Source organism: Kitasatospora sp. MBT63, from assembly GCF_000710465.2.
Taxonomy (GTDB): Bacteria; Actinomycetota; Actinomycetes; order Streptomycetales; family Streptomycetaceae; genus Kitasatospora.
Map to the genome: position 1 here is coordinate 42,316 of NZ_JAIZ01000453.1, position 15,686 is coordinate 58,001.

The following is a 15,686-nucleotide window of genomic DNA, read 5'->3' on the forward strand; positions in this document are numbered from 1 at the left end:
GGCTGCCGGCACGGCCGGTAATGCGCTGGACCGGTGACCGGCGGGCCCGGACAATGCCCGGGTGGCTGAGACGGCGGGGCGCACCGTGAAGGTGCTGGTGACCTGGCGGGGCGAGCGGCTGGGGACGGTCGGGCCGTTCCCGGTGGAGTCCCCGTGGTGGGCCGAGGTCGGCCCGGTGGCGGAGCGGCTGGAGAGCGTGCTCGGGGTGCCGGCGCTGGTGCTGCGGCTGCACTCGGTGGTCGGCGGGGAGGACGCCAGGGGCGGGCTGGTCACCTACCACGCGGAGGCGCTGCGGCGTCCCGGGGAGGTGCTGGGCGCGGACGACGGGGAGCGGTTGGACGGGGACCCGCTGCGGGCCGAGTGGGCCACCCCGGACGGGCTGCGCTCGGCGCTGGACTGGGCGGGGCGGGAGCTGACGCGGCTGGGCCGGCCGGTGGCGGGGCCGGTGCGGCAAGTGAAGAGCTGGAACCTGTCCGGGCTGATCCGGCTCCCGACCGCGGCCGGGCCGGTGTGGCTGAAGACGACGCCGCGGTTCGCGGTGGCGGAGGCCGAGGTGATCGCTGCCTTCGCCGTGGTCGATCCCGGGCTGGTACCGGCGGTGCTGGCGGCCGACGGGCGGCGGATGCTGCTGGACCACGTCCCCGGCGAGGACTGCTGGGGCGTTCCCGACGACGCGATGCTCGCCGTGGTCGGACGGTGGGCGGCCGCCCAGGCGAGGCTGGCCGGCGGCCCCGCCGTACCGGGGCTGCCCGACCGCTCGCCCGGGGTGCTGGCGGGACGGTTCCGGGCGCTGCTCGCCTCCGGGGCGGTGAACGAGCTGGGCGCCGGGGAGCTGGCGGCGGCGTACCGCCTGGCGGACGCGCTGCCCGCGCTGACGGCCCGGCTGGCGGCCTGCGGGCTGCCGGTGACGGTGGTGCACGGGGACTTCCACCCCGGCAACTGGCGCTTCGACGGGCGGCGCACGGTGGCCGTCGACTTCTCCGACGCGCACCTCGGCCACCCGGCCGTGGACGGGCTGCGGCCCCGGGCGTTCCTGCCGCCCGCGCGGTGGGCCGAGGTCCGGCGCGCCTGGGTGCGGGCCTGGTCGGAGCTGCTGCCGGGCAGCGACCCGGCGGGGGCGCTGGTGGTGGCCGAGCCGCTGATGCACCTCTCGTACGCGGTGCGGTACCAGGAGTTCCTCGACGGGATCGAGCCCAGCGAGCGGATCTACCACGCGGGCGATCCGGCCTCGGAGGTGCGGGCGGCGCTGGCGTCAGTCGGCGGCGGCAGCGTCAACGGCACCAGGACCACCGGCACCGGTGCCGGTGGTCGCGCCGGTGCCGGTGCGGGCTTCGGCGGCGAGCCGCTCGAAGCGTAGCCCGAGGCCGTCCAGCAGGGCCTGCAGGCCGGTCTCGAAGGCACCCTCGTCAATCCGCCGCTGGTGTTCCGCCAGCAGGTGGGCCTCGCCCAGGTGCGGGTAGTCCGCGGCGTACAGCTGGGCGTCCTCGGGGAAGCCGGCGGCGAACGAGCCGAGCGCGGAGCCGGTGATGAAGTAGCGCATCAGTGCGCCGATCCTGGTCGCCTGGCCGCGCGGCCAGCCGGCCCGGACCAGGCAGCCGAAGACGGCGTCGGCCAGCCGGAGCGCATTGGGCCGGCGGCCGGGGCCCTGGGCGAGGACGGGGACGATGTGCGGGTGGGCGGCGAGCGCCGCGCGGTAGGAGCGGGCCCAGTCGCGCAGCGCGGTGCGCCAGTCGGCGGCGGCCGAGAACATCGACAGGTCGACTTCGCCCATCACGCTGTCGACCACCGCGTCGAGCAGGTCGTCCTTGGTCGCGAAGTGGTTGTAGAGGGACGGGCCGCTGACCGAGAGCTCGGTGGCGAGCCGGCGGGTGGAGAGCGCGTCCAGGCCCTCGGCGTCGACCAGGGTGAGTGCGGCGGTGACGATGCGCTCGCGGCTGAGCAGGGGTGTGCGGGGTCGGGCCATGGTCGCCTCCTCCGGTCGGGTGGGTCTGGTGGGTCGCGCGGGCCCGGTGGTGCTCGCGGTCGACATTCTGGCAGCGCCCCTTGGCGGCGGGGGCCCGGCGGGTTAGAGTCCGGATAAAACTTGCAGCGCTAGTTTATCGAGGTGTCCCCCGCCGTGAACCTGGAACTCTCCGATGAACAGACCGCCGTCCGGGAGCTGGCCGCCGCCTTCACCGACCGGGAGGTCGCCCCGTACGCGGCCGAGTGGGACCGCGCCGAATCGGTCGACCGGGCGGTGGTCGGCAAGCTGGCGAAGCTCGGCTTCCTCGGCCTGACCATCCCCGAGGAGTACGGCGGCAGCGGCGGCGACCACCTCTCGTACTGCCTGGTGCTGGAGGAGCTCGGGCGCGGCGACTCGGCGGTGCGCGGGATCGTCTCGGTCAGCCTCGGCCTGGTGGCCAAGTCGGTGAACGCGTACGGCACCGAGGAGCAGAAACGGCACTGGCTGCCCCGGCTGACCTCCGGCGAGGCGCTCGGCTGCTTCGCCCTCACCGAGCCGGGCACCGGCTCGGACGCCGCCAACCTGACCACCCGGGCGGTCCGCGACGGCGACCACTGGCTGATCAGCGGCGCCAAGATGTTCATCACCAACGGCACCTGGGCCGAGGTGGCGCTGGTCTTCGCCCGCACCGGCGAACCGGGCCACCGGGGCGTCACGGCGTTCCTGGTCCCGACCGACCTGCCCGGCTTCGGACGCACCCTGATCCACGGCAAGCTCGGCCTGCGCGGGCAGGCCACCGCAGAACTGTCCTTCGACGCCGTACGGGTGCCCGACAGCGCCAGGCTCGGCGCCGAGGGCAAGGGCTTCTCGGTCGCGATGGCCGCACTGGCCAAGGGCCGGATGTCGGTCGCCGCCGGCTGCGTCGGCATCGCCCGGGCGTGCCTGGACGCGGCGGTCGGCTACGCGAAGGAGCGCGAGCAGTTCGGCCGCCCGATCGCCGGGCACCAGCTGGTCCAGGAGCTGATCTCCGACATCGCGGTGGACGTCGACGCCGCCCGCCTGCTGACCTGGCGGGTCGCCGACCACATCGAACGCGGCCTGCCGTTCGCCACCGAGTCCTCCGTCGCCAAGCTGTTCGCGAGCGAGGCCGCCGTGCGGGCCGCCAACAACGCCCTCCAGGTCTTCGGCGGCTACGGCTTCATCGACGAGTACCCGGTCGGCAAGCTGCTGCGCGACGCCCGGGTGATGACCCTGTACGAGGGCACCAGCCAGATCCACAAGCTGCTGATCGGCCGGGCCCTCACCGGCGTCAGCGCGTTCTGAGCCCGGCGGGCCGATCCCTCCCGCCACCACCGGTCCAGTCCCGATAAGGAGCCCGAAGAAGTGCGCCCTGTCTACTTCGCCGCCGCCCGCCGCACCCCGATCGGGCGGCTGCGCGGTGCGCTGTCCACCGTCCGCCCCGACGACCTGTCGGCCGCCGTGCTGCGCGGCCTGCTCGCCGACGTGCCGCGGCTCGACCCGGCCCGGATCGACGACGTCTACTGGGGCGCCGCCAACCAAGCCGGCGAGGACAACCGCAACCTGGCCCGGATGGCCGTCCTGCTGGCCGGCCTGCCCGACTCGGTGCCCGGAGCCACCCTCAACCGGCTCTGCGCCTCCGGGATGGAGGCCGTCACCACGGCCGCCCGGGCGATCGGCTCCGGCGAGGCCGAGATCGTCGTGGCCGGCGGCTGCGAGTCGATGAGCCGGGCCCCGTTCGTACTGCCCCGCCCCGACGAGGCACTGCCGCACCGGATCGAGACCTTCGACACCCGGCTCGGCTGGCGGCTCACCAACCCCAGGATGAAGGACCTGCACGGCATCCTGTCGATGGGCGAGACCGCCGAGGAGGTCGCCGCCCGGTACGGCGTCAGCCGCGAGGACCAGGACGCGTTCGCGCTGCGCAGCCACCAGCGGGCCGCCGCGGCCCGCAAGGACGGCCACTTCGACGCCGAGATCCTGCCGGTCGAGCGGCCCGACGGGGTGACCGTGGGCCAGGACGAGTCGATCCGCGAGGACACCACCCTGGCCAAGCTCGCCGCCCTCAGGCCCGCGTTCCGGCCGGGCGGCACCGTCACCGCCGGCAACGCCTCGCCGATGAACGACGGCGCCGCCGCCCTGCTGCTGGTCGGCGAGCAGGCCCTGAACGAGCTGGAGCTGGAACCGCTCGGCCGGTACGCCGCGGGCGCCTCGATGGGCGTCCACCCCGACGTGATGGGCATCGGCCCGGTCCCGGCCACCCGCAAGGTGCTGGACCGCCTCGGCTGGTCGGTCGCCGACGTCGAGGAGGCGGAGTTCAACGAGGCCTTCGCCGCGCAGGCGCTCGCCAGCGTCCGGGAGCTCGGCTTCGACCCGGAGCTGGTCAACCCCTCCGGCGGGGCGATCGCGCTCGGCCACCCGCTGGGCGGCTCCGGCGCCCGGATCCTCACCACCCTGCTGCACCGGATGCGCCGGACCGGCGCCCGCCGCGGCCTCGCCACCATGTGCGTGGGCGTCGGCCAGGGCAGCGCCGTCCTGGTCGAGAACGCCTGACCCCGCCCACACCGCCCGAACCCCCCTCACCCAGCAAGGAGAATGCAGTGACACGTTTCGCAGGCAAGGTCGCCGTGGTCACCGGCGCCGCCCAGGGCATCGGAGCGGCCACCGCCCGGCGCCTCGCGGAGGAGGGCGCGGCCGTGGCCGTGGTCGACCTCGGCGCCGAGCGGGCCCAGGAGACCGTGGACGCGATCACCGCCAAGGGCGGCACGGCGAAGGCGTACGGCTGCGACGTGGCCGACTACGACGCGGTGGAAGCCGTCTTCGCCCGGGTCGCCGAGGAGCTCGGCGGGCTGCACATCCTGGTCAACAACGCCGGCATCACCCGCGACAACCTGTTCTTCAAGATGGCCAAGGCCGACTGGGACGCCGTCCTGACGGTCAACCTGACCAGCGCCTACAACTGCAGCCACGTGGCACAGAAGTACATGGTGCAGCAGAAGTACGGCAAGATCGTCTCGCTCAGCTCGCGCTCCGCCCTCGGCAACCGCGGCCAGGCCAACTACGCCGCCGCCAAGGCCGGCATCCAGGGCCTGACCGCCACCCTCGCAATCGAGCTCGGCCCGTTCAACATCAACGTCAACGCGGTCGCCCCCGGCTACATCGCCACCTCGATGACCGCCGCCACCGCCGAGCGGGTCGGCGCCTCCCCCGAGGACCACCAGGCGCAGGTCGCCGAGCGCACCCCGCTGCGCCGGGTCGGGCAGCCCGAGGAGATCGCCTCGGTGGTCGCCTTCCTGGTCTCCGAGGACTCCTCGTACGTCAGCGGCCAGACCCTCTACGTGAACGGCGGCGCCCGCTGACCGACCGTCAGCCGACCGGCTGAGCAGGGACCTTACCAAGAGCAGGGCCGCCCTTTACCTGATCCGGTGGCCTGCACAGACCACCCGGACGGCCCCGCTCTGACTATGGAAGGCCCGCTCGACTGCCGATGGGATATGGGGGCCGGTCGCCAAGGCCGGCTCCCATCCTCCCGAGGAGTCCCATGGGCATCACCCCCGCCACCGCGGGTCCCCGACGCTCCGTCACCGCGCGCACCCTGGCGCTGTTCGCCGTCGGGGCCACCGCCCTCACCGGCGCGACGGTCACCGCGCAGACCGCGACCGCCGTGGCCGGCCACGCGGCCGGGCAGGCCACCGTCCACGTCCGGCCCGCCTCCAGCGGCCACATCAGCCGGGCCGCGCTGGCCGCGCCGATACCGACCTCCGACTGCGTGGCGAAGCTCGCGATCCACTGCTACTCGCCGCTGCAGTACCGGACCGCGTACAACCTCGGGCCGCTCTACCACGACGGCGTCACCGGCAAGGGCCGGACGATCGTCATCGTCGACTCCTTCGGTTCCCCGACCATCCAGCACGACCTTGAGGTCTTCGACAAGCAGTGGGGCATCCCCGACACCCAGGTCGAGGTGGTCAAGTGGGGCAACGTCCCGCCCTTCGACCCGACCAACGGGGACCACACCGGCTGGGCCGGCGAGACCACCCTGGACGTCGAGTACGCGCACGCCATCGCGCCCGACGCGCACATCGTGCTGGTGGAGACCGGGGTCGCCGAGACCGAGGGCGTGGTCGGCCTGCCCGAGATGATGGACGCCGAGAAGGCACTGATCAAGTCCGGCCGCGCGGACGTGATCTCGCAGAGCTTCGGCGCCACCGAGAACACCTTCCCCGGCTTCGACAAGGGCGACTTCAAGTCGCTGACCGACCTGCGCTACGCCTTCCAGGCGGCCGCCGCCAAGGACGTCACCGTGCTCGCCGCCTCCGGCGACGCCGGCGCGACCGACGCGATGGAGAACGGCAGCGACCTGTACCCGTACAAGGTCAACTCCTGGCCGTCCTCCGACCCGCTGGTCACCTCGATCGGCGGCACCCAGCTGACCCTGGACAACGACGGCAAGCGGACCGCCCCCGACAAGGTCTGGCACGACGACTACGGGGCGGCCGGCGGCGGCGTGTCCGGTGTCTTCGACCGCCCGTGGTACCAGCTCGGCGTCGCCAAGGTCACCGGCAACCACCGCGGCACCCCCGACATCAGCATGAGCGCGGCCGTCGACGGCGCCGCCTGGACGTACGAGTCCTACGACCCGACCCGGGTCGGCTGGCACCTGACCGGCGGCACCAGCGAGGCCACCCCGATCTTCTCGGGCATCGTCGCGCTGGCCGACCAGCTCGCCGGCCACCGGCTCGGCCAGCTGAACTGGCGGCTCTACGCACTCGCCGGCCTGCCCGCCCAGTGGAGCGGCATCACCGACGTCACCGCCGGTGACAACTCCTGGGACACCGTGACCGGCTACCAGGCCGCCAAGGGCTACGACCTGGCCTCCGGCCTCGGCACCATCGACGCCAACCGCTTCGTGCGCGCGCTCGCGGGCCGCTGACCCACGACCGTCCCGCCCGGCCCAGCGCCCTCCGTACGGCTCCGCGCACCCCAGCGCGGGCCGGACGGGGGGCGCAGCCGTCGGTGGCGCCGGGGGCACCTCCCCGGCCGGAGGCCGGGGGACGTCGCGCGCCCGGCGGGAACGGTCGGACGGACCCCGGGAGCGGCCGGGCGGCCTGCGTCAGTCCGCCGCCGGCACCGGCTGCGGCTCGGCCGCCGCCTTGGCGTCGACCAGCTGCCGCAGATAGCGCTCGGCGGCCCGCAGCTTGCGGCCCTCCGGGCCGGGCAGGTGCGCCCGCAGCTCGATGATGTCCGGCGCGACCCCGATCGCCTCCGCCGGGCTCTCGATCGCCCGCCAGCACGCCTCCGCGTTGGCGGCCGCCTGCTGGGCCTCGGGGTGCTCGGGGCCCTCGGTACGCAGCAGGGTCAGCGCGACCTCCCGATACAGGTCCGCGGCGACGGCCGGACGGCCCGCCAGCCGGGAGACGTGCGCCCGGACCTGACGCACCTGCAGCACCACCGGGGCGACCGGTCCGAACGCGGCGACCGCCCGCTCCTCCAGTGTCCGGGCCAGACCGGTGGCGGTGTCGTGGTCGCCGTTGTCCGCGCTGCGGACGATCACGCCGATCTCCTCGCGGTAGGCCGCGAAGGGGTCGCCCGCTGCCTCGTGCCCGGTGCCCGGCCGGTCGGTGCCCGGCTGCTCGGCGGCCTGCTGGTCCGCGGGCGGCCCGGACGGCTCCGCCGGCCGTTGCTGCCCGGCGGTTGCGGCCGGTGTCTTGGCGAGCCGCACCGGCGGCTCCGCGGCCGGGGCCGGAACGCCCTTCGCCAGCGTCACCGCGGGCTCGGCCGGGCCCGGGGCGGCGCCGCCCTTCAGCAGCGACACCGGGTTGATCCGGCGGGGGGTCAGCGGCACGTCCGGCTTGAAGAACGACACCGGCACCCGCGGCCGCCTGCGCTGATCGGCCGTCGGCCGGTCCGCTCCCGGCTCCGGCTGGCGGACCGTCGGCCGCGCCGCCGGCCGCGCCGCCTTCGGCATCACGGCGGCGGGCCGCGGTCCCTGGTACGGCTGGGTCCCCGCGCCACCGCCGATCTGCCGGGCGGTGTTGCGGAAGACCGGCCGGTCGGGGGCGTGCGCGGTGATCGTGACGACGTCCGGGCGCAGCACCGAGTGCACCTGCTGGCGCACCTGCTCGGGCGTCAGGACGGCTTCCAGCCCGGGCCGGCCGCCGTGCAGCGCCTCGATCAGGGCACGGGTGAAGGTGCCGATCTGGTCGGGGTCCGCGCTGACTGCGGCCCACAGCGGGACACCGTCCACCAGCGGGGTGATCGCGCTCTGCACCTGCGGCATCGCGGCCTGGTCGGCGCTCAGGTCGGCGATCACCAGCGTGTCCCACTCCGCCGGCCGGTGCCGCAGCTCGGCCGCCAGCGCCTGCCAGGGCAGGCTCTCGCCCGCCTTGCCGTCCCGCAGTGTCAGGTGCAGCTGGCCGCTGCGGCGGTCCGCCACCAGGTGGCCGCCGAGGTGCACCAGCAGCGGGCCCTGGTGCCGGGCCGCCGCCCGCAGGTGGGCCAGCACGCTCTGCGGGTCGCAGGCGCCCGGCAGGTGGACGGCGTCGACGGCGTCGGCGACCAGCAGCATCTGCGGGGGGACGGCCGCGAGCATCGCGGACAGCACCGGGGCCTGCCCGGAGCCGCCACGGCCCCACGGCCGGCGGCCCGAGCCGCCGTAACCGCCCTCGATCACCAGGATCCGGCCGCGCGCACCGCGGGTGGTCTGCGGCTCCCCGCCAGGTCCTGGCACCGATGCGGGAGCCGTCGCCGGGGCCGGGCCCGCGGCGGGCGGCGGCACCGGCGGCTGGATGACGGGCATGGTCATGGTCCAGCCGGTGGAGGGCACCGGTGCGGGCGCCGTCTGCGGCGGCGGCGGGATCCGGCCGGACGGCAGCCGCACGGTCCGCTCCGCCGACGGGTCATCAGGGGCGGATCCGTTCGGCAGCGCCACGGTCTCCTCGATACCGAAGGACCGCCACTCGTCGCCGCCAGGCGTCGTCGTCACGTCCGCCACTACCGGTCACCGCCCCGCCCGCCGCCGCGCGACGTCCCGCTGTCCACTGTGGCACCCACACCACGCCCGATTTCGCCACCATAAGGGGTCGTCCGGGCGGCGGGCCAGGCCGGGTGCCGAACGCCGGAGGATCGCGGAGCCGCCGGAACCCCGGGGATCCCCCGGATTACCGGCACAGTGTCCGGACTTGACCATGACGTGGCCGATCACGACCGTCACCGGGCGGACGACGACCGTCGCGGCACCGTACGGGACCGGTCCCGGGCCCGGCCGGCACATCCCTCCCGGTGACCGCCGTTCAGTTCCCGGCCACCGCCGCAGGGCCGACCCGCACCTCCAGCAGCGTCTTGCCGATGGTCGCCCTCGACCCGATGGCGGCGTGCGCCTCGGCCGCCCGCGCCAGCGGCAGCCGCCGCCCGATGACCGGGCGCAGCCGGCCCGCGGCCGCCTCGGCGAGCGCGTGGGCGGTGGCCTGCCGCAGCTGGACGGGCGTCGGCTGCGGCCGGAGCAGGGTGACCTGCCGGGCGGCGGCCTCCGCGTCCGGGATCGAACTCCATTCACCGCTCGCCAGACCGAAGCTGACCATCCGTCCGCCGGGCCGAAGCAGCGCGAAGGCGGCCCGGGCGATCTCGCCACCGACCCCGTCGAGGACCACGTCGACGCCTTCGAGCTGCTCCGACCAGCCGGGACGGCGGTAGTCGACGGTCTCGTGCGCGCCGAGTCCGCGGGCGAGCCGCAGCTTGTCCTCGCCGCCGGCCGCCGCCACCACGGTGGCCCCGGCGGCGAGCGCCAACTGGACCAGCAGGGTGCCGACGCCCCCGGCGGCCGCCTCCACCAGGACCCGTTCGCCGGGCCGCGGCGCGGCGGCGCCGATCTGCAGCACGGCCGTGCGGCCGTCGGCGAGCAGCGCCAGCGCCTCGTCCGGCGCGAGCTCCGCGGGTACCTCGTACAGGCCGTCGGCCGGCACGGCCGCGTACTCGGCGTAGCCGCCGGAGCCGCCCGTGGAGGTGACCACCCGCCGGCCGAGCAGGGCGCGGTCGACGCCCGGGCCGGCGGCGGTGACCACCCCCGCGACGCCGTTGCCCGCGATCATCGGCAGCCCGGCCGAGAACGGTCCCCGGCCGGTGGCCCGGAACTGCGTCTCCACGAAGGTGATGCCCGCGTACGCGACCTCCACCAGCACCTGGCCGGGCCCCGGCACCGGGGTCGGCGCCTCCCCCTCGGCCAGCACCTCGGGCCCGCCGAACTCCTTCAACCACACCGCACGCATGACGCCTCCGCCCGCTCGTAACCGCTCGACCCCGTCATCCTCGGAAATGAAGTGCGGTTGAGGTCAAGAGCGGGCGGCGGACCGGACGGCGGACGGCCCCGGGCCGCCGGCGGACGTCAGTGCGCGATGGCCTCGATCAGCTCCTGCGCGCCCTGCCGCTTCAGGGCGAGCGCGGTGGCCGTCCCGAGGTCCTCGGGGGAGAGCGCCCCGGCCCACTCGTGGGCGTCCAGGATCCGCTTGCCGTCGGGCGAGAACACCCGCCCGCGCAGCGACAGCCGGCCGTCCGGCTCGGCCTTGGCGTACCCGGCGATCGGCGAGTTGCAGTGCCCCTGCAGCACGTGCAGGAACATCCGTTCCGCGGTGGCCTCGCGCCAGGTGTCCCGGTCACCGAGGCCGGCCACGGTGTCGATGGTGGCGGTGTCGTCCTGGCGGCACTGCAGGGCGAGGATGCCCGCGCCGATCGGCGGGCACATGGTGTCCACCGGCAGGATCTCGCTGATCCGCCCGGGCAGGCCGATCCGCTCCAGACCGGAGACCGCCAGCAGCAGCGCGTCGGCCTCACCCGCGTCCAGCTTGGCCAGCCGGCTGTTGGCGTTGCCGCGCATCGGCACGCAATCCAGGTGCGGGTGGGAGGCGGCCAGCTGGGCGATCCGGCGCACCGAGGAGGTGCCGATCCGGGCGCCGGCCGGCAGCTCGTCCAGGGTCAGCCCGCCCGGGTGGACGACGGCGTCCCGGATGTCGTCGCGGCGCAGGTACGCCGCGAACACGGTCCCGGCGGGCAGCGGGCGGTCGGCCGGCACGTCCTTGAGGCAGTGCACCGCGAGGTCGGCCTCTCCGGCCAGCAGCGCCGCGTCCACCTCCTTGGTGAACGCGCCCTTGCCGCCGAGCGCCGCCAGGTCGCCCATCCAGCGGTCGCCCGAGGTGGTGACCGGCACCACCTCGGTGGTGATCCCCGGGTGCAGCACGGCGAGTTCGGCCCGTACCCGCTCCACCTGGGCCAGCGCCATCGGGGAGGAACGGGACACGATGCGGATCAGCTCAGCGGAGGCCATGGCGCGATGATAGACCGTCAGATCCGCCGCCGAGGAATCGACTCGACCGCGGGGACCGGCGGCGGCGCCCGGTCCGGCGCGGGCCCCGGGGGCGCGGACCCGGCCGATGCCGACCCGACCGATGCGGGCACCGATCGTCGGGTCGGGCACAGTGGCACCTTCCTAGAGTCGGTGATCGCAAGGGAAGGAGAGACCGGGTGCTGGAACGGCTGAACGAAGCCATGGACCACATCGAGCGCCACCTCGACCGGGAGATCGACGTGGCGGTGCTCGCACGGACGGCGATGACCTCGGAGTACCACTTCCGCCGGCTGGTCTCCGCGCTGGCGGGGATGCCGCTGTCGGAGTACGTACGGCGGCGGCGGATGACCGTCGCGGGCGCCGAGGTCCTGGCCGGCGGGCGGACGCTGCTGGACATCGCGGTGAGCTACGGCTACACCTCGGGCGAGGCGTTCGCACGGGCGTTCCGGGCGGTCCACGGCGTGGGTCCGGGCGAGGCCCGGCGCACCGGCGCGGCCCTGCGGTCCCAGCCCCGGATGTCCTTCCGTCTCATCGTCGAAGGGAGTAGCAGCATGCGGTACCGGATCGTGGAGAAGGCCGGGTTCACGGTGGTCGGCAGGTGCGCACGGGTCCCGCTCGTGCACGAGGGCGTCAACCCCGCCATCGCCGAACACATCAGGAGCATCGACCCGGAGACCGTCCGGCGCATCGCGGAGCTGTCCGACCAGCAGCCCGAAGGGGTCGTCTCGGTGGTCGACCACCTCACCGACAGCCGCGAGGAGGGCGTCGAACTGGACTACCACCACGCCGTGGTGACCAGCGCCGAGCCGCCCGACGACCTGGACGCGCTGGCCGTCCCGGCGGGCACCTGGGCGGTGTTCGAGAACTCCGGGCCGTACCCGCAGGCGCTGCAGTACCTGTGGCGCGACGTGTACACCCAGTGGTTCCCGTCCAACCCGTACCGGAGCCGGCCCGGCCCGGAGATGCTGCGCACCCGCCCGTCCCAGGACGGCACACACGCCGACTCCGAACTGTGGATCCCCGTGGAGCGGGCCGTCCCCTCGGGCGACGGCGCGTCCGCGGGCCCGGCTACCGTGGGGTGATGACCGGCACCGCGCGGCCCCCGCTGCTCTTCCTCGACGTCGACGGCCCGCTCATCCCCTTCGGCGCCACGCGGGAGCAACTACCGGACGGGTACCCGGTCTTCCGCACCCCCGCCGGGTCCGGGCCCGGCGCGAACCCGCTGCTGGCCAGGATCGACCCCGCCCACGGGCCGCGGCTGGCGGCGCTGGGGTGCGAGCTGGTGTGGGCCACCACCTGGGGCGAGGAGGCGAACGAGTGCGTCGCCCCGCTGCTCGGCCTGCCCGCCCTGCCGGTGGCGGCCTGGCCGGAGCCCACCGAGGACGACGGGGCCGGGCACGGCGGCGGCCTGCACTGGAAGACCCGGCCGCTGGTCGAGCAGGCCGCGGGCCGCCGGTTCCTCTGGGTCGACGACGAGATCACCGAGGCCGACCGGGCCTGGGTGTCGGCCCACCACCCCGGCCCGGCGCTGCTGCACCGGGTGGACCCCCGGCGCGGGCTCACCGACGCCGACTACACGGCCCTCGGCCGGTGGCCGACGCTGCTCCGGTCCTGCTGACCACCCGATGGGGGGCCGGCCGGACCGGAGCACCGGCCCACGCGGACGACGACGGCCGCCGGTCAGCCGCCGGTCAGCCGCCCGAGAGCAGGTCGCGGAGCAACGCGACGGTGTCCGGGTCGAGTTGACGGCCGGTGCGGCGGCTGAGCGCGTCCAGCCGGTTGACCGCGCGGGCGAGCTGGTCGCGGGCCCCGGCCGAGGCGTACGCGTAGAAGAGGTCCCGGTGCAGGAGTTCGACCTCGGGGGCGACGGCCAGGGCCCGGAAGATCGCCGCCTCCGCGGTCCGGTGGTCGCCGTACTGCAGACGGCGGGCGGCGAGCTCGTGCGCGGTGTCGACGATCGCCGCGAGCATGTCCTGCCGCTCGGCCTCCGCCCAGCCGTACGCGCCGGGGGCGGACTCCGCGAACGGCGCCCCCCGCACCAGCGCCAGCGCGTGCGCCAGGGCGGCGTCCGCGGTGCTGCTGGTGCTGCGCATACCGCGCCGGTACAGGCTGCGGAACTCGTCCCAGTCGCAGCTGACGGTGGGCGCCAGGCTGTAGCCCTCGGACTGCTCGGCGGGCAGGTACGCGCGGCCCTCCGGTGAGACGCCGAGCCAGGCCGCCAGCGCGGTGAGCTTGCCGGGCAGCGGGTTGACCGCGAGCCCGGCCGCGGTCGGATGCGGGTCCAGGTGGGCGGCGCCGGGATGCAGGCTGCGGTCGAGTTCGGTGTGGTCGGTGCCCGGACGCAGCGCCAGGAAGGCCGCCAGCTCGGTGAGGTGCGGGAGCGCGCCCGGTTCGGCGGTGCCCGCCGCGCCGAGCACGTCGACCGGGCCGAGCAGGCGCAGCCTGGGCGCGGTGCGCAGCGAGTGCGCCTCCGGCGACCGCAGGATCGCCAGCAGGTCGTCGCTGTCGGTCCGGCCGCCGCCCGGCCGCTCCACGGCGGTGGAGGGCGCGACCGGGGACGCGGCGGGTTCGACGGGCGCGGCGGCGGGCCCGGTAACGGACCGATCCGGGTCGGGCGCCGGGGCAGGGACGGCCTGCGGCCCCGGGGCAGCGTCGTGGACGGGCGCGGCGTCGTGGACCGGAGTGGGCTCCCCCACCGGCGTGGACGGCCGGGCACCCGCCGGGCCCGGACCCGACCCCGGTCCCGACCCCGGAGCCGGCGCACCGGCCGCGTGCAGGCCGAGGCCGTTGATGCTGTGCCGGGCCGGTGCCTGCGGCGCGGGAGCCGGGAGGGGGACGGAAGAGCCGGGCGCCGACGGGCCGGGCGCGGGTGCCACCGGTGCGACCGGGACCACCGCGGAGGCGCTCGGGGTGGTCGGGGCGAGCCCCGCGAACGGGCTCGACCCGGTCCCCACCACCCGGGTGATGACCCGCGGGCCGGCCTCCCCCGCCGTCGACGCGCCGACGGCGCCGAGCGCGCCGACGCTCGCCCCGACCCCGGCCAGCACCGGTACCGGCAGCGGGAGTTCGGCGGGCTCGAGGTCCGGTCCCGGACCGTCCAGGGTCCAGTCCGGCGCCGGGTGCTGGGTGGTGTCGCCGGAGCTGCGGACCAGCTCGTCCAGGTGGCCGAACTCCTCGCCGCTCAGCCGCTGCAGCTCCACCGACAGGTGCAGGCCGGGGAGGGCCGCCTGGCCGGAGCACGGCAGTGTCCAGCGGGCCACCGGCCCGGCGCCGCGCTCGGGCGCCCGGGTGATGACCGCGAGGCAGGTCCGCGGGCGGCCGTCCAGCAGCCGTCCCAGCTCCGCGGGGACGCTCCCGGCGGGCGGCTGCGCCGACAGGACGATCTCGGGCACCCAGCTCTCGTCCGCGTGGCCCCGGCTGCGGGCGTCCCGCGGACTGGTCGCGTCGGCGGCGACCAGGGTGGCCCGCGCCTTGGCCGTACGGGGGCCGAGCACCGCGAGCGCCGCCTCGATGGTCTCGTGGTGGTGCACCCGCTCCACGGCGGGCCCGGCGATCGGCAGGTCCGGGCCGAAGCCGACCAGGTGCAGGTGGAGCCGGTCGGCGAGCGGGCTGTGCGCCAGTTCCACGGCCAGTGTCCGCAGCACGTCCGAGGCGTCGTCCGGGTGCCCGGACAGGTGCACCAGGCGGACGGTCTCCAGGTCGGCGAGGACCACCGAGCCGTCCGGCGAGCTGCCGAGGGTCACCAGCGCCGGGTACGGCGAGGCGGCCTTGGCGGCCTGGTGGGCGGAGAGCAGCTCGGAGGAGTCCTCCGGGCACCACCAGACGTTCGGGGCGTGCGCGGCCCGGAACGGCGCGATCGGCACGGCGGGCGCGGCGAGGTGCAGCTCGACCGTCCGGCCGGGCGTGACCCGGGCCGCGACCAGGGCGGGCAGCCGCTTGTCGCCGCGCACGGTGTTGCGGGACAGCGTGCGCAGGGCGCGGTCGAGCAGGTCGAGGGCGGGGGTGTTCTGGCGTGCCTTCAGTTCCGCCTCGAAGGCGGCGGCGGGCGCCGCGGGCATCGCGATCCGGTGCCGGGGGCGGCGGGCCCGCTGCTGGTCGACCCGGCGGCGGGCCACCGAACCGATCAGCACGGCGGCCAGCAGCACGCTGATCCCGGACGCGGCGAGCGCCACCGAGTAGTCGTCGCTGGGCTTGGCCCGGTGCGCCTCGGCGACCGGGACGGGAGCGGTGTCGGCGGGGGTCTGCGCGCCGGTCGGCTGCCCGGCCGGCGGCTGCGACGCGGTGGGCTGCGCGGCAGAGGGCTGAGCGGCGGACGGCTCGGCGCTCGGCACGGTGCTCGGGGCCGGGGCCGGCGCCGGGTCGGCGGCCGGCGGGGTGGCGGGGGTCTCC

General features: G+C 75.8%; 12 protein-coding genes. 7 read left to right on the top strand and 5 right to left on the bottom strand.

Annotated elements, in window-relative coordinates; genetic code table 11:
* Nucleotides 1–61 precede the first annotated feature (61 nt).
* Nucleotides 62–1,357: an aminoglycoside phosphotransferase family protein gene (locus AA75_RS24590; protein WP_063794431.1), complete on the top strand. Its 1,296-nt coding sequence runs from the start codon at nucleotides 62–64 to the stop codon at nucleotides 1,355–1,357.
* Here AA75_RS24590 and AA75_RS24595 read toward each other — a convergent pair.
* On the bottom strand, nucleotides 1,253–1,963 hold the full coding sequence (locus tag AA75_RS24595; RefSeq protein ID WP_082526793.1) for a TetR/AcrR family transcriptional regulator: 711 nt from the start codon (nucleotides 1,961–1,963) through the stop codon (nucleotides 1,253–1,255). The genes AA75_RS24590 and AA75_RS24595 overlap by 105 nt on opposite strands.
* Nucleotides 1,964–2,116: 153 nt before the next feature.
* Between AA75_RS24595 and AA75_RS24600 the strand changes: the two genes are divergently transcribed.
* The 4 genes from AA75_RS24600 (at nucleotide 2,117) to AA75_RS24615 (ending at nucleotide 6,893) form a co-directional block, all read left to right on the top strand.
* Nucleotides 2,117–3,265: an acyl-CoA dehydrogenase family protein gene (locus tag AA75_RS24600; protein WP_033822391.1), complete on the top strand. Its 1,149-nt coding sequence runs from the start codon at nucleotides 2,117–2,119 to the stop codon at nucleotides 3,263–3,265.
* 60 nt (nucleotides 3,266–3,325) lie between these two features.
* The gene (locus AA75_RS24605; RefSeq protein WP_033822392.1) at nucleotides 3,326–4,513 is read left to right on the top strand and encodes an acetyl-CoA C-acyltransferase; all 1,188 of its coding nucleotides are present in this window, start codon (nucleotides 3,326–3,328) and stop codon (nucleotides 4,511–4,513) included.
* A 47-nt stretch (nucleotides 4,514–4,560) separates the two neighbouring features.
* Complete coding sequence (gene fabG / locus AA75_RS24610) at nucleotides 4,561–5,319, top strand: 3-oxoacyl-ACP reductase FabG (RefSeq protein WP_033822393.1); 759 nt, start codon at nucleotides 4,561–4,563, stop codon at nucleotides 5,317–5,319.
* Between the two features lie 182 nt (nucleotides 5,320–5,501).
* Nucleotides 5,502–6,893 (top strand): S8 family serine peptidase, encoded by a 1,392-nt coding sequence (locus tag AA75_RS24615; RefSeq protein ID WP_033822394.1) that lies wholly within the window; start codon nucleotides 5,502–5,504, stop codon nucleotides 6,891–6,893.
* A gap of 180 nt (nucleotides 6,894–7,073) precedes the next feature.
* On the opposite strand, the gene AA75_RS24620 is transcribed toward AA75_RS24615, so the two are convergent.
* The 3 genes from AA75_RS24620 to hemC all read right to left on the bottom strand — a co-directional run bounded on the left by AA75_RS24620 (nucleotide 7,074) and on the right by hemC (nucleotide 11,276).
* Nucleotides 7,074–8,945 (bottom strand): hypothetical protein, encoded by a 1,872-nt coding sequence (locus tag AA75_RS24620; RefSeq protein WP_149038347.1) that lies wholly within the window; start codon nucleotides 8,943–8,945, stop codon nucleotides 7,074–7,076.
* 307 nt (nucleotides 8,946–9,252) lie between these two features.
* Nucleotides 9,253–10,224, bottom strand: a complete 972-nt coding sequence (locus AA75_RS24625; protein ID WP_033822396.1) for a zinc-binding dehydrogenase — start codon at nucleotides 10,222–10,224, stop codon at nucleotides 9,253–9,255.
* A gap of 116 nt (nucleotides 10,225–10,340) precedes the next feature.
* Nucleotides 10,341–11,276, bottom strand: coding sequence for a hydroxymethylbilane synthase (gene hemC, locus AA75_RS24630; RefSeq protein WP_033822414.1), 936 nt, complete (start codon nucleotides 11,274–11,276; stop codon nucleotides 10,341–10,343).
* Between the two features lie 197 nt (nucleotides 11,277–11,473).
* Here hemC and AA75_RS24635 point away from each other — a divergent pair, with 197 nt between their 5' ends.
* Nucleotides 11,474–12,379, top strand: coding sequence for an AraC family transcriptional regulator (locus AA75_RS24635; protein WP_051813233.1), 906 nt, complete (start codon nucleotides 11,474–11,476; stop codon nucleotides 12,377–12,379).
* Entirely contained in the window at nucleotides 12,379–12,915 is a 537-nt protein-coding gene (locus tag AA75_RS24640; RefSeq protein ID WP_033822397.1) for an HAD domain-containing protein, read from the top strand. The genes AA75_RS24635 and AA75_RS24640 overlap by 1 nt, the downstream gene beginning before the upstream one ends.
* 73 nt (nucleotides 12,916–12,988) lie before the next feature.
* Here AA75_RS24640 and AA75_RS24645 read toward each other — a convergent pair.
* Nucleotides 12,989–15,686, bottom strand: a 2,698-nt coding sequence (locus AA75_RS24645) for a bacterial transcriptional activator domain-containing protein (protein ID WP_051813234.1), incomplete at its 5' end; no start/stop codon positions are given.

Excerpts from the sequence above, each read along its gene's own strand:
- hemC (WP_033822414.1), bottom strand. The coding sequence starts at position 11,276 with ATGGCCTCCGCTGAGCTGATCCGCATCGTGTCCCGTTCCTCCCCGATG.
- AA75_RS24615 (WP_033822394.1), top strand. The coding sequence starts at position 5,502 with ATGGGCATCACCCCCGCCACCGCGGGTCCCCGACGCTCCGTCACCGCG.
- AA75_RS24625 (WP_033822396.1), bottom strand. The coding sequence starts at position 10,224 with ATGCGTGCGGTGTGGTTGAAGGAGTTCGGCGGGCCCGAGGTGCTGGCC.
- AA75_RS24640 (WP_033822397.1), top strand. The coding sequence starts at position 12,379 with ATGACCGGCACCGCGCGGCCCCCGCTGCTCTTCCTCGACGTCGACGGC.
- AA75_RS24595 (WP_082526793.1), bottom strand. The coding sequence starts at position 1,963 with ATGGCCCGACCCCGCACACCCCTGCTCAGCCGCGAGCGCATCGTCACC.